Origin of the sequence: Metallosphaera javensis (ex Sakai et al. 2022) (assembly GCA_021654415.1) — an archaeon.
Classification (GTDB): domain Archaea; phylum Thermoproteota; class Thermoprotei_A; order Sulfolobales; family Sulfolobaceae; genus Metallosphaera; species Metallosphaera javensis.
On sequence record AP024487.1, the window covers coordinates 1,903,068 to 1,919,830 of the forward strand.

Here is a 16,763-nt window from a genome sequence, read left to right on the forward strand (position 1 = left end):
GGTAGAAAATCTTATATCTTATGAATTTAATATTATATCTATGACAAAGGTTTACGTAATACATGAGTGGGATGATACGCAAAAGGATCAGGCCCTGAAGTTTTTCAATGGGCTCGTGGACATGGCTAAGGGAAAGAAACTTCCCAAGGGATTTAAGCTAGAGAAGCTTAACGTAGATGAGGCAAACAAAACGGCGGTCTGCGAATGGGACGTACCCAGCATGCAGGATCTTGCAAATGTTGCGAGTCAGATGGGGATAACCTGGAAAGTGAAAATGATAAGTCCCGTAACCAAGTATGAGCACAAGTTACTCTAAGTTTTTCAGTCTTTTCCGTCGCCTTCTCGTCCTGGTCATATTCCTGGAATTCTGTGGGAGATTTTCAACCTTTCCAGAGCTTCAAACATTGCTCCGGAGTTTTCGGAGATGACTGGCATGCCTAGGTCCTCATGAAGATAGCTCAGCACGTCGTAGGTAGCAAGAGCAGTGCACGCTATGTAAACCGCCTCCGCCTGCACAACCTCAGCGAGATGCCTCTTCACTAGTCTGTAAATGGTGAAGGTATTGGTGTTGGATATGTCCACGCCCTTTACCTTATTGAGTCCGTCGTATCCGGTCACCTGGAACCCCCTGGATCTCCAGTATTCCACTTCCTCTAGGGTTCTCTGTTTAATGTAAGGGGTGCCTATCCAGATCCTCCTTACCCCAAGTTTTCGCAAAACTTTCTCCACAGCCTCCTCTGGAATCACAAGGTCTGCAACTTCCTTGATGTATGACACGTGCCTGTGGGTGCCATAGGTTCTACCGTAAATTACCACGTCCGATACCTCGCGTAAAAGGTCATATGCCAGGGACAGTTCCCTTTTAAACTCCTCCGGGTCGGTGGGTTCACATCCCCTCGTGGGCCTCGTCCTGGTGGAGTGAACCGTGACTCCTTCAGGACTCATCCTCCAGAGATCGTATTCCAGGGATGCGTTATTTGCAGGGACAATGACCCCAATTCTACCTCTTCCTCCGGGCATACTCGGGTTTAAATCCGCTGAAGAAAAAAGTCATTCGTGAAAAGTCTGATCCAGGTTACCAATGAATTCTTTCAGTACAGGAAGAAGGGTGACGACGAAATTCTTGAGGAGGCGCTGGAAAACCTGGATTACGAGAGGGGAAGAGTTAGGATAAGGGATGAAGTGATCAAGGTCTCCAGAAGGAGAGATGTCGTGGGAGTCTACCTCGCAAATATTCCTTACCTCATCCTGGGGGATGGTGAGATCCACCAGGAACTCCCGGAAAAGGTGATGAAGGCACAGGACTATGCAATCAAACTCATGGAGTGCGGGCTAAATGATCTGGCAACACTGGAGAGCTACCTGATCCTGGAGATGGGGCTCAGGAGCCTTTACTCCGCGTGGATGGGTGAGAAGGTGACCATAAGGTATGGAAAAAGGAAGGTCAAGGTCGGGGGACTGGATTACAGGAAGCTAAAACTTTACATAAGGAAAAAGGGCTGGAGCAAATACAGGGTTAGGGTTAAGGGAGAAGTCTTCCCCTTTTCCCAGGGGCTCCTGCTAAGCTGGGCTGAAAGGTTTGTGGATCAAAGGACCAGTTTAGCCTTAAGACTCTCCATAAACGTGAGGAACCTCCTGGCCCATGGAGAACTGGAGTGGAATCTCCATCCCACGCTCAGTAACGTGAGGACGTGCTCCCATGTGGTGTGGAACATGTTCCGAAAGCTTGATACAGAGGGAGAGTAACATCCATCTAGCTTACACCGAAGAGGAGTGCCTAGAGGTAATCTGAGATCCTCACCAGGTTGCTGGCCTCTCCCGTTGTCAGATACCTCTCCAGGTTGGCACAGGCAGTGATCATTGCCCTCTTCAACGTTTCACCGCTGGCGGACGCGCCGGCGGTATGATAGGTTCCAGCGAAGTTCTCCAGATCCCACAGGGGACTATCGAAGTTCTCCTTTCCATTCTTCCTCCAGAACACATCAGTCCCGAACATCAGGTCTCTCCTCTCCTTGAGGATCCTGATAATGTCCTCCTCCACTATGGTTTCGCCCCTCCCCACATTCACCAGGATCGACCTTTCCTTCATCAGACTGAGCACATCGTAATTCAGAAGGCCCCGGGTCTCCCTGTTGAGAGGAAGGGCATCAAATATCACATCCCCCTGGGGAATGGCCTCTCTTAACCCGTTGGGAGGAAGTTTGACATCAAAGAACTCGGGTCTCTTGAAGGACCTGGACACTCCGATCACCTTCATGGAGAACCCATACCTGGCTATCCTTGCAATCTCTGACCCTATTCCCCCGGCTCCTAGAATCACGGCAGTACCTCCACTGAGGGAGTACGTTTCCACTCTTCTCCTCAGGTTTACCCTCTTTGCGAGGGCCAGCGCGAGAGCCCACGCGTGCTCAGCCACGGACTCGGAGTAGGCCCCGGCGTTGGACATCACGGTTACGTTCCTCAGTCTCTCAAAGGGAAGATCGTCAACACCGGCCGAAAAGGTCTGGAGCACCCTCAACCTGGGCATTTTCTCAAGGAAAGTGGAAACCCTGGAGGGCCATGTCATTAGAACCTCACCGTTCATGAGGTCAATGTCCGTGAGGTTGGAGTCCCTTACCCCGAACCTATCCAGGAGATGGTGGCACTCCTCGGGTAACCTCTCTGTGGAAATAATCATGAACTAATCTAGTTATTCGGGTAAATAGATTCTCCGCGTGTCTCTGATGACACCAGTGTTCAGCGTAGTTTTAATCGTCTATCCCTGAATAGGGTAAAATTGGGGGCAATGTGGTCATGTTGGCGTATTTAAAGTTTCAAGGAATTCAACGAAGCTATAAAATCAATTTATGCAAGTTTAACAAAACTAGAAACTAAGTAAACTTATACAAAGAATGTGTTTCGCTCAAGATCCCTAGATGGGGCCTCGGTCAAAGGTGAAAATAAGGACGCGAAACCTTTGACGGATTCGAACAGCATGCCAGCCTGATTCACCCTTGAAAACTTAAATTGTTTCTGGTAAAACACAAGTAATGACAACACAGGTGCCTAGCCTCTGGCAAAATCTGGTAAGCTCAAGGATCACGACCTTTGTGATACTGGAGAGGGAAATTGGTAACCGGGACCTACTCAAGGTCGTAGGAGACACCCCATCCATTGTTCCCAGAGCCTACCCTGGGATAGGAATCTCTTTGATGACAGGAATTCCCAGAATTCAGATCGGTGATCTGGGTGGGAGTCCGCTTTTCGCCACAAATCTCATGCATGGTCAATCCGTAAGGGGGGCGCTTTTCACAGAATTTTCTGAACGTGAGAAAATAAAGGAGAAGTTAGCCCTCCTTGATGATCTCGCCAGATCCACCTCTATACCTATCCACTTGCGTGAGGTGGACATCAACTTACTGGTTAAGGGTCACTTCAGGTGCATTAACTCAGACCTGAGCTTCCTGAACACCTTCCCAACCCCATGCTACTATAGCGTGATCTTATCAAACGAGTGCCCCAAATCAGGCAACATAAGGGGAGTTCAGTGGAGGGAAATCCAGATAGGGGCAAATCCAGAGCAGAGCGAGCAGGTGGTGATTAATGGTGTTCTCAGGGAGAAGGAACTAGGGGGATTGATCGATTTATTCGTGAAGGACCTCGAGCTGATGTATGATAGATTTGTAGAGTATACGTGAGGCGATTTACGTGGTCGCTGGGGCTACTCAGATTTCGATATTTTCACCTTCAGAATCTACGTTCGCACCTGTGGAACGGAAGGATATTCGATTTCCCATTTCGTCGGGCTCAATCAAGGAAGTGACAATTGCTGACCTGGAGATCTTAGTTATTGAGGACAGCTTGTATCTGGATGAAGTGAAGCCACTTCTGGACAACCTAGCACTAAAGGTTCCGGTCCCAAAATCCATCCTGGACAGGACAGGCTTAATCATGAGATATCCTGAGTTATTTCGAGGAGTCGTAAGGTTCGGAATCATGATAGCAAGTTCCAACGAGGAGATGGTGGATATATTGAGGGCCTTTACCAGCCTGCTGGATAGGTTTGGGGATAAGATGAAAGGTGTAGGTCTGGCAGAAATAGATGATGAGCCTGCTTTTATTCACGTTGTGATGGACTGTGGGGAAGAGGAATGGAATGAGGCCTTGAAGATCGTGTTCAAGCACCCTCATGCGAAAAAGCTTAACGTTCTGTGTGAGAAAGCCTTGTTCGGTGTTTGAGGAGTTATATATGGATCTTTTATCTCTAATATATACAGACTTATGCCAAAAAACCAGTTCCGTCTCCAGCTTCAGGAGGGCAGTGAGTGCCTTTTTCTTCATAGTATTTGAAGAGTGGATGCGCAGGCAAGGAGATAATCCGCCCACTGGCTTCAAGGAAAAGGACTTTATGAATGATATGACGCAAAAAGTTTATGGAAATGTAGAGTTAACCAAGTCTCTATTCACAATTTACTTTTACAGAACACTTGCGGATCACTTCTACGATTACGGAAAAGGGTATATAGGCGTTAAGCTTTACAGGTATTATCAGGGAAACCAATTGGACCATCCTTCTATTGATGCCTCTCACTGTGAAAAATCTTTAAATTCGGCCAGAGAGCTACTCAAATTCTTGAGTTAGAGTAAGGAGTTCCTTGACATGCCTGCACAAACCAGTGTTGAATTTTGGCCCAGCTTGATTTGTTGTATATTTCATATTAAACGCCCATTAAATGCACATGAGGAGGTCCTAGAGCTTTCCAAGAACTAGGCCTTTCCTACAGTGACCCGATGTCCCGGCTTAACCTATCTTTACCGATTCTCACAGATACTCTGCATATACATTTTAGAAGAATTGGTAATTAGCTCAACGCTAGAGATTTTTACTGTGAGTTTAAGAATTAATTGATTAACTGAACATCATTTAATTAATCTTTAAATTCTTAAGCGTTCATGTGTACCCATGTCTGGATGGAGCGTTATCCTGACCTCAGATAGGGGATCATTCACGAGGTTTGGACCCTCCAGCGTACTGGGCTATGTGGCATGTATGCCTGCCAGACTTGTTCCTAGGTTCTTCATGGACAGGTTCTTCACCCCGCCAATAGAGGAAACGGATAAGGAGGGGAAGGCGCTCTACGCGCCATACGCCCTGAGGAAAATTGAGGCCACCCTGGTCACGAACGGAATAACTGACGTTGCAGTAATACAGCCGGAGAGGCTGGAGAAGGTTATCTCAGCTAAAACCAAGATCGTGGGGATATCAGTTCATGATCCCAGGGGTCTGGATCCCGTAACCTTCAAGCTGGCCATGCTCTTTGGGGGAGGAAAATCTTGGTTGGAACAATTCTTCGACGAACTGGGAGACACCATCTCCAGGTTGAAGAGGAGATACAACTTCAAGGTCATAGCGGGTGGTCCAGGTGCATGGGAGTTGGCTCGCGATAGACCGGATTGGCTCGACGTGCTCCTCCTTGGAGAGGCTGAGGTCGCCCTACCTCCCCTGGTGAGGTCTATCCTCAACGGAGAGGAGGTTCCTCCCATGGTGAAGGGAAGGGATCCCAGGGTGGAGGAAATTCCTCCCATCCTTGCTCCTACCAGGTGGGGAGAGGTACAGGTGACCAGGGGATGTCCCAGGGGATGCAGTTTCTGTTCCATTACCCCTGAGACCTTCAGAACTATCCCTCTGGACACAATCAAGAGGGAAGTTGAGGTAAACCTCAGGGGAGGAATAAGAAACATTGATCTCATCACAGATGACATCCTTCTCTACGGCTCCTCCAAGCTGAGGGTGAACCATGACGCCATCGTGAAGCTCTTTACGGAGGTTAAGAGAATGGGAGTGGATGGACTGTTTTGGCCCCACATCTCCGCTCCTGCAGTCAGGGAGAGCCCCAGGACGGTTCAGGCCATGGCCGACATTGCGGGTTACAGCTTTGACAGGTCAGTGATGCCGGTCGTGGGCCTGGAAAGCGGGAGCCTCAAGATCCTAGAAAAGTACATGCCGGCCAAGGCCTTCCCATGGACTCCAAGAGAGTGGGCCGATGTGATATTGGACGCTACTGCCATAATGAACGATAATTACATCTTCCCCTGCTACACCATGACCATAGGTTACAGGGAGGAGACTGACGATGATGTCCAAGACAGCATTGACCTCGTTCAGAAGATAATAGATCACGACTTCACGGCGTGGGTCTTCCCCCTTCCCGTTATTCCCATCTCCACAACAAGGATTAAGGACAATCCGTTCCCAGCCCTTGAAAGGTTACCCTCCAAGTACTGGGACCTCCTCTACGTAGCGTGGACGTACAACATGAAGGTTACTAGGAAACTAGCCCCAAGGTTAGCTGGAGGTAAGGGAATCACAGGGAGAATAGTCAGGTACATGATAGATAGAATATTCTCCTCAATTGAGTGGTTCTTCAGGGACTTGAAGGAAACTAAGGGAAGGAAGTCCTTGGAGTTCTCATCCATCAATATCAATAATGTGAGGGGGACCATAAGAGCCATCATGGAACTGGGAAGGCTGGCATTCAAGAGCGAGAACACGTGAAGAGTGCCCGGGGGAAAGGCATTCCTTTCCCTAGATTCAATCCCCTTTTTTTCTAAGGGTGTTTCCCATTGTTCGGACAGGCATACAGGGAAAGTGGAAAAATTACCAAGTTGCCTCTTACTGCCAGAAAGTTAAGTTTTTCATTATTAGATGTCTAAACTTGGTATGGAAGAAAAAATAGTTAAATTTCCAAGTTTCGACGGTAAAGAGGTAGAAGGTTTTCTGGTCTCAGGTGGAAATAAGGCTGGCATTATAGTGATCTCCGAGATCTGGGGAATGACGGAGTACATAAGAAACGTTGCTAGGAGACTTGCAAACCTTGGATACACGACCCTGGCGCCAAACCTCTACTCAAGGAATTCCGAGATCTTCAACGAGAGAACCATTTCAGGTGTAATGAGAAGGTTCTTCTCCCTCCCACCCGAGAAGAGGGGAGATAAGGAGGCGGTGGCTAAGTTAGTTGAGGGACTTACCGAGCAGGAGAAGAAAATCTACCAGGAGCTCGTGGTTAACAGGGCCTCAACGGAGGATAGAATGCTGAGTGACCTAGAGCACGCCTATCTCTTTCTGAAGTCCCTTGGTCTATCTAAGTTTGGAGCCATAGGCTTCTGCATGGGAGGAGGACTGGCGTTTCAACTCTCGACCCAGGTTCCCCTGGACGCCACGGTGGTGTACTACGGAAGGAACCCCAGGATACTTGAGGACATAGCAAAGATAAAGGGACCGGTTATGGCCCACTACGCGGGGGAGGACTCGGCAATCAATCAAGGAGTTCCCGACATGGTGAAGGCCATGATACAGTACAAGAAGGAACTGGACATGAAGATCTACCCTGGAACATATCACGCCTTTGCCACCGAGGGAGGTCCGGCATACAACGAGGCTGCAGCCAAGGACGCGTGGGATAGGACAGTGAGGTTCTACACAAGGGTTCTGGGATGAAAACATGGCCCAGGAGGAGAAGGGGAAAATCATTGAAGATTGCTTCATGACGTGGGTTAGAATTCTTGAAATGACTGAAAAGGAAAAGAAAGACGAAAAGAAAAACTGATTTTTTACGTTTCGAAATTGTTTTGAGTAATATGTTGACTAGGGATTTGGAGAAAGGGGATCACACTTATTTCTTACGCTGGGCAGTAGAGTTAAACCGTGAGAAAGTTAAACTTCCCATAAGTTAAACATATATTTCGATTCAACTTACAAATCCACATGAAAGTTAAAGTTCACAAAAAGGGTATAGTGGTTTTACCCAAGGAGGTTAGGGATAGGCTAAAAATAACTGAAGGAAGTGTGTTGAAAATTGAAATAAAAGGAGACGAGATAGTTTTGAGGAAAGAGGTATCTTTACTGGACGCGTGGGGAATGTTTGAGGGTAGGGCAGATTCAGAAGAGGCTTTAGAATTACTCAAGGAGATGAGGAGAAAGGAAGTTGAGAAAGAAAATAGTTATTGATACTGGAGTTTTCGTTAACTATTTTCTAAAGAAAAATGAAAAATATAGGAAAGCCATGAGCGAGATAATAGCAAGTGGCTCCGGCTTAACCCTTTATTTGAACATAACAGAGCTCTACTACATTCTCGGTAGGTTATTGGACAAGGAATCAGCTTCTGTTGCCATATCACTGATCAAGAACTCTTCTATCAAGATAGTAAATATTGACGAGAAATTAAGTATAAGCGCAGGTGATCTGAAGTTAAGTTACGATTTCCTATCCATAGTTGATTGCTATGTTATTGCACTTGCGGAGGGGGAAAGGGCAATGATCTACACAGTTGACTCCTCTATCGAGAAAGTCTACAAGGACACAGTCGTAATAAAATAGTAATAACGTCTCCTCAAGTTTAGGGATAATTGACGACTACAGGAGACATTACGCATTGATGAAACCGCACAGGGCCTCCTTACGCATAAAAAAGAACATGGAGTGGAGAAATACTAAAAAAAGAATTTTACTCCTCAAGTCTTCCATCCTTAAATTTCCTGTACTGGGTTATTTCGAATCTTACCTCATCTCCCACATCATAATACTCCTCGGAAAGGATCGTTATTCCGTAACCCTTGAAGACGCAGATTAGATACCTAGAGTCTCCTACCGCCTCCACTGACTCCACAGAACAGGTCAGATCTCCTTTCCCGACATTTACCCACTCAGGTCTGAAACCCACTTCCTCAACCCTCTCGCCCAGTATCTCCCCGGGAACGAAGTTCATGGGGAAGTCTCCTATGAATTCGGCAACCCACTTGGTTCTAGGATAATCATATAGTTCCTTGGGTTTACTAACCTGTTCAAACTTTCCCGCATGAAGCACGGCAACCCTATCAGCGAGACTTAATGCCTCCTTTTGATCATGAGTAACATATATGAATGTTCCCTTTAGCTCCTTCTGAATTCTCTTCAGCTCACCTCTAGCTACCGTCCTCATCCTGGCATCCAAATTGCTTAAGGGCTCATCCAAGAGATAGTAAGACGGGTTCCTCACAATAGCCCTAGCTATAGCCACCCTTTGTTGCTGACCCCCGCTTATCTTTGTTACTTTCTTATCCAAGATCTCGGAGATGCCCAGGAGACCTGCTACCTTTTCTACCTTTTCCCTTATCTGCTCCTTTTTCTCCCCCTTCATTTTCAGTGGAAATTCTATGTTTTCCCTCACCGTCATATTCGGGTAAAGCGCGTAATTCTGGAAAACCATAGCCACGTTCCTCTTCTCCGGAGGTTTATTGGTCACGTCATCCCCATCCACAATTATCTTACCCTTATCCGGCTTCTCAATTCCTGCCATGATCCTGAGGAGGGTGGACTTTCCCTCTCCGCTGGGTCCAAGAATCACGAAGAACTCACCGCTCTCTATCTTTTCTGTCACTCCATCCAGAACCCTCTTGGTTCCGTAAACCTTTACCAGTTCAACCAGTTCTACGGTCATCCCTTGATCCCTCCTGCCAAGTATTCTCCTCTAAGATATTTCTGTAAGGCGAAAGTTAATACTATTACGGGTAAGGTGAAGACTAGGGAGAATGCCACTCCGGCTAGCAGGTTTCCCCTGGTAACGTCAGAGTAGATTGTAACAGGCAACGTTGAATGGAATGGGATCAACAGAATGGCGTAGGTGAACTCATCCCATGAAAACATCCAAGAGATCAGGAAAGCTGCAGCTATTCCGGGCGCAGCTATGGGCAAAAGTATCGAGAAGAGTCTCCTTAATAGCCCTGCCCCATCGACTCTAGCCTGATTCTCCAGATCTTGCGGTATGGACGAGAAGGTCCCTTGAAGGATAAAGGTAGCCAGTGGAAGGGTGATCAAGGTCTGAGCTAGGGCAAGACCCACAACGCTCTCGAAGAGGTGAAGCTTGATGAACTCCACCGCTATGGGGATTCCAATGACAATGGCGGGCATCATGTTGGTGACCAGCAGAAGAACGAGGATGGGATAGGCCACGGTTCTGGGGAGTCTACTGAGACCGTAACCCGCTGGTACCGCAAGTATTAACGTGATTACTCCCACTAAAGTAGCAGTCTCCAAGCTCTTGATTAGGGGATCTATGAAGGCGGAGCCCTGGAGGGATACCACAAGGTTATTTAACGTAAGCGATATGGGGAGTAGAGCTGGATACCTAGCTAGTATGGTAAATGTGGGCGAATTGAATGCTAGCAGGAAAAGGACGTAAAGGGGGAAGAGAAAATACGCTCCGACCACTATGGCACCTATATAGGACCATTTCATGTGGATCTACCTCCTGTCAACTTTATCACAACACCCATGAAGACCAGGATGAATCCCAAGAGGACGGTCGCAGCTGCAAGGGCCAGACCTACTTCAGGGAATGTGGTGGTATAGAGGTTATACACAAGCGTTGTAAGCAGGGGTGGATGATCCCCTATGAGGATGAGCGGGAGAGCGAAGATGTTAAACTCCTGCACTCCTCTGAGAATGAGGGCTACACCTATGAAACTCCTGAGATTTGGCAGGGTGATGTGGACGAATCTTCTAAATGGACCCGCGCCATCTATTGCAGCCGAGTAGTAGAGCTCCCTTGGAATGGAGGACATCCCGGCGAGCAGTATTAGGGAGACTATGGGTGTGTTTTTCCAGCTGTCTGCAAGCATAACCACAATGAGAGAGGACAAGGACGTCTGATACCAGTTCACATTGGTACCAAATAAGGAGTGTATAATTGTGTTGGCATAACCTCCGCTGGTCTGGAAAATGAAACTAAAGGTGATGGCGGCAACCACGGTGGCGACGCCCATGGGAATAATAGTTATGGTGGAAAGTGCCTTCTTTCCGAAGAATTCTCTGCTTAACACTGACGCCACGAGGAAGCCAAGGGCCAGCTGAATGAGAAGTGCTCCCACGGTGACCAAAACAGTGTCTAGGACGGCTCCTCCTATATTGAAGTAGGTCAACTCCTGATAATTGTGTAGGGATAATCCCCCGTGGGGATCCTGAAAACTCAGGTAAACCGCGTCCACGGTGGGAAAAAAAGAGAACGCAACGATATACCCCACTGCTGGCAGGACAAGTAAAAAAGGGGTTAACTTCAATTCTTTCACCCGTATAAAGGTCCGTAAACTCCCTGTTCGTATTGTTGGGCCACCGTAGTGTTGTAGTTCTGAGCTAGGTAGTTATACATCTCCTGATTCGCCTGGCTCAGAATGCTGGGTATCTGAGAGTACGGAGCGTGATCCACTATTATGGTATCAAATACTTTGTCAGCTATTTGTCCCCACACCGTTATCCATGGAACTGGCTCTCTGAAGAAGGCATTGCTCATTGCCTCCTCCTCTGCCTTATATAGGGCACTTATGTTGCTGGGCAGGTTATTGTAAGCCTGCTGATTCACTGCAGGCCATGAGAGATATATGATGAAGTCTCTCTGGACCTGCGTAGATAGCAGGAACCTTGCGAAATCTATTAGTGCTGGAATGTCAGTTGCACCCTTTGGTATGGCCAGGACGTCTCCTCCTACCAGATGATCTCCATTGGCTGGTCCCACAGGACCTGGATAGAATCCTATGTGACTCATGTTTACACCTTCGCTAGCCATGACACTGTAGATGTAGGGCCATTGATAGTCAACCATGTAATATTCCCCGCTCAGCAGTCCCTTGTAGCTACCCCAATATCCGTGGACGTAGCCCGGAGTGAAGTAACTGGACAGGTTATAGAGGTACTCGAAGGCCAAAACGTCTCCTGAATCATTAAACAGGAATGGATTACCTCCTGCCTGGACCATCCACTGGTAGAGCTCGGTGTAAGTGCTTGCTCCACCATGGCCTTGGAACATGATTGGGGCAACTCCAGTCTTAGCCTTTATCTCCGAGGCGACCTGCATGAGCTGAGACCAGTTCTGTGGAGGAGTCAGGTTGAGCTCCCTTAACAGGGTTGCGTTATACCAAACTAGAGGTATGTTTCCCCTCAATGGAATGAAGAACTCTCCATGATACACGCTTTGTTCGTACTTAACGAGGGTAACCATTGATGGAATAAGGGATACATTCTGTAGTATTTGGCTGGTATAAGGTGTGAGATTCATTAGATAGTTACCATTGAGAAGCTCTCCTATCACCAAGTTGTCCTCTCCAATTATCACGGGCCCTACGTTTCCGCTCAATTCAAGTTCCTCAACGCTCTTCACAATGTCCGTTGCGCCCTCATCTACGTAATTGATATGAATGTTGGGATACTCCTTCTCGAACTGAGGAATGATCACGTTCTGCATCACTGAAGCCTCTGACTGGGAGAGATCATCAAAATACGTTATTGTGACGTTTCCTGTGACAGAGGTTGTAGTTGTGTTGGTAACAGAAGGTGTAGTGGTGGAAGTGTTGGTGACAGTGGGAGGACTCGTTTTATGGGTTGTTAACTCTATGGCGGCCACAGCGCCTACAATTATTATTACTACAACTATTCCTATTATTACAGATTTAGCTAAACCCCTAACTGCCTTTTTATTATTAACTCTCGGTAACAAGGGTATCACTTTCCTCATATTGAACTCCATGTTATTTAAATATATCTGTGATTTTTATACATACTAGTATATAGATAAATTCAACTAATAAAGTATAAATATAACTTCAAGATTTTAAGTATAGAGAGAATCGTGAGGTAAAGGAGACTGGAGAAAAAATAAGATGTTTTAGGTGAATTGAATGGAAATAATATTGATACTGCATTACTGTTTTTTATTCTTCAGTCATTTAGAATCTAAAAGATACTGTTACATTAAAGCTCTAAGTTAAAAATTTAAACATCGTGGAGTGTGTTCAAGGGATGGTTGCCATAGTTGATGCGTGGTTAACACCCTTCGGGAAGAGAAAGGAGAGCCTCTTTGACCTGGCAAAGGAGTCCTCCCTTCCCCTGATCAGGAAGTTCAGGGATGCCATAGATTTCGTGATAATCTCCAACTCCTATTCAGGAGAGTTCAACGGAATATCTGGGGTGAACAACCTGATCTCCACCTATCTCTCACTGGAGGATATCCCTTCCATCAGGGTGGACAACACCAGCGGGAGCGGTGGCAGTGCAGTGCTCGTTGCCAAGAGCTTTCTGGATTCCGGGATGGCCAGGGCCGTCCTGGTGATCGGGGTGGAGAAGATGTCCACAATGAAAACCAGGGACGTGACCTCGGTGATCTCCTCACTTCTGCCCCCGAGGGAAAGGTCAGTGGGGATCTCTGTTCCTTCCCTAGCTTCACTCATGACCAGGGAGTACCTGGACAGATACCGCGCGAGAAGGGAGGCAATAGCTGAGGTTGCGGTGAAAAACCACAGGAACGGGGCCAGGAATCCCTTCGCGCACATAAGAAAGGAGGTAACGTTAAGCGACGTCCTCTCCTCTCCAGTGGTTGCAGATCCCTTAACACAATATGAGTTCTGTCCCATAAGTGACGGCTCTGCATCACTTCTCCTGGTGAGAGATGAGGAGGCCCTGAGCTTCACAGGTAAGCCCGTGTATATCAAGGGAATGGCCATGGGATCGGATTCATCGCATATAACGGATAGGGAGGACCTCCTGGAGATGAGGTCCGTGAAAAGGGCCGGGGAGCTGGCCATGAAATTTAGCGGGGTAGAGAGGGTGGACTTCGCAGAACTCCACGATATGGCCACCATCCTGGAGATAGTGGAGGCTGAGGCCCTGGGTCTCCTCAGGAAGGGAGAGGGCTGGAAATACTACCTGGAGGGACGTACGGAGGTTAACGGTGATATGCCCATTAACACCAGCGGTGGACTGAACTCCAAGGGGCATCCCATTGGAGCAAGCGGAGTGGCCCAGCTGGTTGAGGCGTTCCATCAGATCAGGGGAGAGGCCGGTGAAAGACAGGTTAAGGATGCGAGAACGGGGCTGTCCCTGAGCATGGCCGGGTTTGGAAACTCAGCCACGGTAACTGTGGTGGGTGATGAGCCGTGATAGTGTACGTGTGCAATTCGTGCGGTAAGGGTTACTTTGAGCCCAGGGGGATATGCAAATGCGGATCGGATAGCTTCAGGGAGGAGGAGAGGGAGACCAAGAGGTTACACTGCGTCAAGCTGTTGGTTCCGCCCGCCGGATTTCCGGAACAGGTGGAGTTCTGCCTGTCCTCCGCCGGAGACACCAGGGTCCTTGAACTGGGGGGATCGAGAGAGTAGTGGGGAGCGAAGAATCAGACTGTGGGATAAGCGGGTAAGGGACGGATGGAAACGCGGGCAGACCTGGTGTGTGGAGTATTTGTTAAGCGACGTCTCCAGTTCTCTTTCAACTTGACATCTCTCAGAAACTGGAGGTCTTTTTACAGTTACTCCACACGCTAGGACAGTCCAGATGACAGGGAGGGAAAGGCAAACGGGATCAGGTTAAGCTTTTCCTCAACTCATTCACCACCTCTGGATCCTCAAGTATTGTGGCATCAACTTCGTTCCCCATGACGAGGTCCCTCAATATCCTCCTGACTACTTTCCCGCTCCTCGACTTGGGAAGCCTCTGCACCTTCACAACCCTGTCCACCACGTATATTGGGCCCAGCCTGGATCTGACCTCCGCCTTAACCCTTTCCGGATCCGCGTCCCCCACCACAAAAAGTATTAACTTCTCTCCCTTAACTGGGTCTGGAACTCCCACCGCGGACACATCCTTAACCCCTGGGAGCTTGGAGATCACATCCTCAACCTCACCGCTGGTGATCCTGTGGCCAGCGATCTTTATCATGTCATCACTTCTCCCCACAATCCTCACGTAACCCTGCTCCATTACGGCCAGGTCCCCTGTGTCATGTCCGCCATACCTCTGGTACTCCCTGAACTTGGCCTCGTTTCTCCAGACGCCCACAAACCTGGTGGGAAACGGACTCTTGAGGACTAGGTGACCCACCTTACCCTCAACCCTGTGGCCCTCCTCATCCACAGTCTCCAGCAGGGCTCCGGGGAAGGGGACGCCGGCATATCCCTTCCTTGACTCAACCCCCAGAGAGAAGGGAGTGCCCACCACGTATCCTGTCTCAGACTGCCCGTAGATGTCAGTCACCCTGTCAGCGAACCTCATGGCGTAGTCCCAGGAGGGTTCATCCAGTATCTCCCCAGCCGTCGCCACGTATTCCACCCTGGGGAGGGTTAAATCCATGCCCCTGAGCAGGCGAAGCAGGGTCGGGGAGGTGAAGAACACCCTCGGGTTCTCCCTCATCATGATGTTCCTCACCCTGTCCCTGGGGTAATCGGGAGCCCCCTCCATGAAGACCAGGGTACCCCCGTGAAGGAGGGTGCCGTACATTATCCTTGAAAAGGTTATCCATCCCACATCCGCAGTGGTGAAGACCACGTCCCCACGTCTCAGGGAAAACACTATGTCAAACACCGTGTAGTGACCCACCATCCACGAGCCGTGGGGTAACACTATACCCTTTGGTCTTCCCGTTGTACCCGAGGTGTACATTATCATGAGGGGGTCGTTGGCCTCAACCCTCTCAGCATCAGTGAATTCCCCTTCCCAAGGTTTCATGTGACGATCCAGCATCACGTCTCCTCCCAGCAGGGGGATCTTCTGCCCCCTCCTTTGGGTGTGGGAAGTGGTTAGAACCACCTTGGGCGAGAGGTCCTGGATCCTGGCCTTTACTGCCTGCTCGCCAAGGCCAGCGAAAATCACGGAGTAGATAACCCCCATCTTTGCGCAGGCGAGAAGGGAGGCTATGGTCTCCGGCAGGTTGGGCATGTAAATGGCCACCCTGTCTCCTTGAGTCACACCCCTATCCCTAAGGATCCTGACCACTCTCTCTGTCAGGCGGGCTAGTTCGGAGTACGTGATTTCCCTTCTCTCGTCCTCCCCATACCAGATGAGCGCGATTCCCTCGTGAGAGAGGACGTTGTGGGCTATGTTGGTCTCTCCTTTGACGAACCACTTGCCGTCCTGAAGAACGGAGTCCCAGGGAGTGAACCATTGCATTTTAGAGGCAAAGGGAGACCAGTAGAGCTCTGGCCTCTCCAGGGCAGTTGCGAAGGCTGAGGCGTAATCCATGGGGATGATAACATGGTGGAACTTAAAAGGACTTCGCGTTTGAGGGAGGGTATACTCACGGTCTGAGGTCCAGCGCTTGGGATATTACATGGGGGATGTGAACCCTCGAGGAAGACTTCTTGTCCCACGAGATCGTGAAGAGCGGAGTCTGTACCTAGTCTAGAATTCTCGGGGCTACCCGCACTGTTGTGTATTTAAGGAGACTTTGACGTGAAATACACAACAGATCAAGCTAGGCCCATTCTCCGGTCTGGAGTGCCTCTCGAGTGAGTGTCCGGACTGAGAAAAATTCAACGAGAAACCATTGAGTTTCTAAGTTTCCGTGAAATTAGTGCAGTGCTTCAGTTTAAGGTGTCAGGAATCACGTAAAGTCATACCTGGGGCTTTCCATGGAATAAAGGTCGCCACTTAATTCAACTTATTTATCTGTAACTTTTCTATCAAAATAAGCCGAATTTTGTGCGTTCCAGACACTCTCTCTAGTTCCCCGACGGAATCAGGGAATTGATGGAACGCGGTCTCCTCTCCCTCTCCTCCCTTCTTCCGGAACTTCGGCGCCTTCTCTCCACGACCTGGTGGAGTCCTTCAACTCCCTGGTGAGGAGGAGAAGATTCGGCAAGTACCACACGCCCTACAGGCTGCTCCAGATTGTCTGGGCCATCGCTGACAACTACAACGTTTTGAATAATTTTTTTACAATAACGGAATAATATCCATATACTTCCTGTTTTCTTTACGATTATGACG

At 48.6% G+C, this 16,763-nt stretch carries 19 protein-coding genes and 1 pseudogene; 12 read left to right on the forward strand and 8 right to left on the reverse strand.

What is annotated here, in order from left to right:
* Window positions 1–40 precede the first annotated feature (40 nt).
* Window positions 41–316, forward strand: a complete 276-nt coding sequence (locus QVC96_RS10685; RefSeq protein ID WP_238027352.1) for a hypothetical protein — start codon at window positions 41–43, stop codon at window positions 314–316.
* A 35-nt stretch (window positions 317–351) separates the two neighbouring features.
* Here the strand turns inward: QVC96_RS10685 and QVC96_RS10690 are convergent, their stop codons facing one another.
* Complete coding sequence (locus QVC96_RS10690; RefSeq protein ID WP_287689234.1) at window positions 352–1,020, reverse strand: maleate cis-trans isomerase family protein; 669 nt, start codon at window positions 1,018–1,020, stop codon at window positions 352–354.
* A 36-nt stretch (window positions 1,021–1,056) separates the two neighbouring features.
* Here QVC96_RS10690 and QVC96_RS10695 point away from each other — a divergent pair, with 36 nt between their 5' ends.
* Window positions 1,057–1,746 carry a hypothetical protein gene (locus QVC96_RS10695; protein ID WP_287689235.1) on the forward strand — a complete coding sequence of 230 codons (690 nt, stop codon included), beginning with the start codon at window positions 1,057–1,059 and terminating at the stop codon, window positions 1,744–1,746.
* A gap of 31 nt (window positions 1,747–1,777) precedes the next feature.
* Here QVC96_RS10695 and QVC96_RS10700 read toward each other — a convergent pair whose 3' ends face one another.
* Window positions 1,778–2,677 (reverse strand): 2-hydroxyacid dehydrogenase, encoded by a 900-nt coding sequence (locus QVC96_RS10700; RefSeq protein ID WP_238027349.1) that lies wholly within the window; start codon window positions 2,675–2,677, stop codon window positions 1,778–1,780.
* Window positions 2,678–3,029: 352 nt separating this feature from the next.
* Between QVC96_RS10700 and QVC96_RS10705 the strand changes: the two genes are divergently transcribed.
* The 7 genes from QVC96_RS10705 to QVC96_RS10735 all read left to right on the forward strand — a co-directional run bounded on the left by QVC96_RS10705 (window position 3,030) and on the right by QVC96_RS10735 (window position 8,357).
* A complete protein-coding gene (locus QVC96_RS10705; protein WP_238027348.1) occupies window positions 3,030–3,677 on the forward strand; it encodes a hypothetical protein in 648 nt (215 codons plus the stop codon).
* Between the two features lie 70 nt (window positions 3,678–3,747).
* On the forward strand, window positions 3,748–4,218 hold the full coding sequence (locus QVC96_RS10710; protein WP_238027347.1) for a hypothetical protein: 471 nt from the start codon (window positions 3,748–3,750) through the stop codon (window positions 4,216–4,218).
* Window positions 4,211–4,621: a hypothetical protein gene (locus QVC96_RS10715; protein WP_238027346.1), complete on the forward strand. Its 411-nt coding sequence runs from the start codon at window positions 4,211–4,213 to the stop codon at window positions 4,619–4,621. Before QVC96_RS10710 ends, QVC96_RS10715 begins: the two co-directional genes overlap by 8 nt.
* Before the next feature lie 321 nt (window positions 4,622–4,942).
* Entirely contained in the window at window positions 4,943–6,535 is a 1,593-nt protein-coding gene (locus tag QVC96_RS10720; protein WP_287689236.1) for a B12-binding domain-containing radical SAM protein, read from the forward strand.
* A gap of 165 nt (window positions 6,536–6,700) precedes the next feature.
* On the forward strand, window positions 6,701–7,477 hold the full coding sequence (locus tag QVC96_RS10725; RefSeq protein WP_287689237.1) for a dienelactone hydrolase family protein: 777 nt from the start codon (window positions 6,701–6,703) through the stop codon (window positions 7,475–7,477).
* A 267-nt stretch (window positions 7,478–7,744) separates the two neighbouring features.
* The gene (locus QVC96_RS10730) at window positions 7,745–7,987 is read left to right on the forward strand and encodes an AbrB/MazE/SpoVT family DNA-binding domain-containing protein (protein ID WP_287689238.1); all 243 of its coding nucleotides are present in this window, start codon (window positions 7,745–7,747) and stop codon (window positions 7,985–7,987) included.
* Window positions 7,965–8,357, forward strand: a complete 393-nt coding sequence (locus QVC96_RS10735; RefSeq protein WP_238027342.1) for a PIN domain-containing protein — start codon at window positions 7,965–7,967, stop codon at window positions 8,355–8,357. The genes QVC96_RS10730 and QVC96_RS10735 overlap by 23 nt, the downstream gene beginning before the upstream one ends.
* A gap of 127 nt (window positions 8,358–8,484) precedes the next feature.
* On the opposite strand, the gene QVC96_RS10740 is transcribed toward QVC96_RS10735, so the two are convergent.
* From QVC96_RS10740 to QVC96_RS10755, 4 genes are read right to left on the reverse strand one after another with little or no spacing between them, the layout of a single operon-like run.
* Window positions 8,485–9,456, reverse strand: coding sequence for an ABC transporter ATP-binding protein (locus QVC96_RS10740; RefSeq protein ID WP_238027341.1), 972 nt, complete (start codon window positions 9,454–9,456; stop codon window positions 8,485–8,487).
* Window positions 9,453–10,253 carry a carbohydrate ABC transporter permease gene (locus QVC96_RS10745; protein WP_238027340.1) on the reverse strand — a complete coding sequence of 267 codons (801 nt, stop codon included), beginning with the start codon at window positions 10,251–10,253 and terminating at the stop codon, window positions 9,453–9,455. Before QVC96_RS10745 ends, QVC96_RS10740 begins: the two co-directional genes overlap by 4 nt.
* Entirely contained in the window at window positions 10,250–11,074 is an 825-nt protein-coding gene (locus QVC96_RS10750) for a carbohydrate ABC transporter permease (RefSeq protein WP_255776327.1), read from the reverse strand. The genes QVC96_RS10745 and QVC96_RS10750 overlap by 4 nt, the downstream gene beginning before the upstream one ends.
* Window positions 11,075–11,079: 5 nt before the next feature.
* Window positions 11,080–12,534 carry an ABC transporter substrate-binding protein gene (locus QVC96_RS10755; RefSeq protein ID WP_287689239.1) on the reverse strand — a complete coding sequence of 485 codons (1,455 nt, stop codon included), beginning with the start codon at window positions 12,532–12,534 and terminating at the stop codon, window positions 11,080–11,082.
* A 272-nt stretch (window positions 12,535–12,806) separates the two neighbouring features.
* On the opposite strand from QVC96_RS10755, the gene QVC96_RS10760 reads away from it, so the two are divergent.
* Together QVC96_RS10760 and QVC96_RS10765 are read left to right on the forward strand one after the other, a co-directional pair.
* Complete coding sequence (locus tag QVC96_RS10760) at window positions 12,807–13,943, forward strand: thiolase family protein (protein ID WP_287689240.1); 1,137 nt, start codon at window positions 12,807–12,809, stop codon at window positions 13,941–13,943.
* Entirely contained in the window at window positions 13,940–14,161 is a 222-nt protein-coding gene (locus tag QVC96_RS10765) for a hypothetical protein (RefSeq protein WP_238027336.1), read from the forward strand. The genes QVC96_RS10760 and QVC96_RS10765 overlap by 4 nt, the downstream gene beginning before the upstream one ends.
* Before the next feature lie 199 nt (window positions 14,162–14,360).
* Here QVC96_RS10765 and QVC96_RS10770 read toward each other — a convergent pair whose 3' ends face one another.
* Together QVC96_RS10770 and QVC96_RS10775 are read right to left on the reverse strand one after the other, a co-directional pair.
* Entirely contained in the window at window positions 14,361–16,016 is a 1,656-nt protein-coding gene (locus QVC96_RS10770) for an AMP-binding protein (RefSeq protein ID WP_287689241.1), read from the reverse strand.
* Between the two features lie 496 nt (window positions 16,017–16,512).
* Window positions 16,513–16,635 (reverse strand): hypothetical protein, encoded by a 123-nt coding sequence (locus QVC96_RS10775; protein ID WP_287689242.1) that lies wholly within the window; start codon window positions 16,633–16,635, stop codon window positions 16,513–16,515.
* Here QVC96_RS10775 and QVC96_RS10780 point away from each other — a divergent pair.
* Window positions 16,583–16,726 (forward strand): annotated as a pseudogene (locus tag QVC96_RS10780) (IS256 family transposase); the annotation flags it as partial. The gene QVC96_RS10775 and the pseudogene QVC96_RS10780 overlap by 53 nt on opposite strands.
* Window positions 16,727–16,763: the final 37 nt, after the last annotated feature.

Coding starts and splice junctions, on each gene's coding strand:
- QVC96_RS10685 (WP_238027352.1), top strand. CDS start 41: ATGACAAAGGTTTACGTAATACATGAGTGGGATGATACGCAAAAGGAT.
- QVC96_RS10690 (WP_287689234.1), bottom strand. CDS start 1,020: ATGCCCGGAGGAAGAGGTAGAATTGGGGTCATTGTCCCTGCAAATAAC.
- QVC96_RS10700 (WP_238027349.1), bottom strand. CDS start 2,677: ATGATTATTTCCACAGAGAGGTTACCCGAGGAGTGCCACCATCTCCTG.
- QVC96_RS10705 (WP_238027348.1), top strand. CDS start 3,030: ATGACAACACAGGTGCCTAGCCTCTGGCAAAATCTGGTAAGCTCAAGG.
- QVC96_RS10720 (WP_287689236.1), top strand. CDS start 4,943: ATGTCTGGATGGAGCGTTATCCTGACCTCAGATAGGGGATCATTCACG.
- QVC96_RS10725 (WP_287689237.1), top strand. CDS start 6,701: ATGGAAGAAAAAATAGTTAAATTTCCAAGTTTCGACGGTAAAGAGGTA.
- QVC96_RS10730 (WP_287689238.1), top strand. CDS start 7,745: ATGAAAGTTAAAGTTCACAAAAAGGGTATAGTGGTTTTACCCAAGGAG.
- QVC96_RS10740 (WP_238027341.1), bottom strand. CDS start 9,456: ATGACCGTAGAACTGGTTGAACTGGTAAAGGTTTACGGAACCAAGAGG.
- QVC96_RS10745 (WP_238027340.1), bottom strand. CDS start 10,253: ATGAAATGGTCCTATATAGGTGCCATAGTGGTCGGAGCGTATTTTCTC.
- QVC96_RS10755 (WP_287689239.1), bottom strand. CDS start 12,534: ATGGAGTTCAATATGAGGAAAGTGATACCCTTGTTACCGAGAGTTAAT.
- QVC96_RS10760 (WP_287689240.1), top strand. CDS start 12,807: ATGGTTGCCATAGTTGATGCGTGGTTAACACCCTTCGGGAAGAGAAAG.
- QVC96_RS10770 (WP_287689241.1), bottom strand. CDS start 16,016: ATGGATTACGCCTCAGCCTTCGCAACTGCCCTGGAGAGGCCAGAGCTC.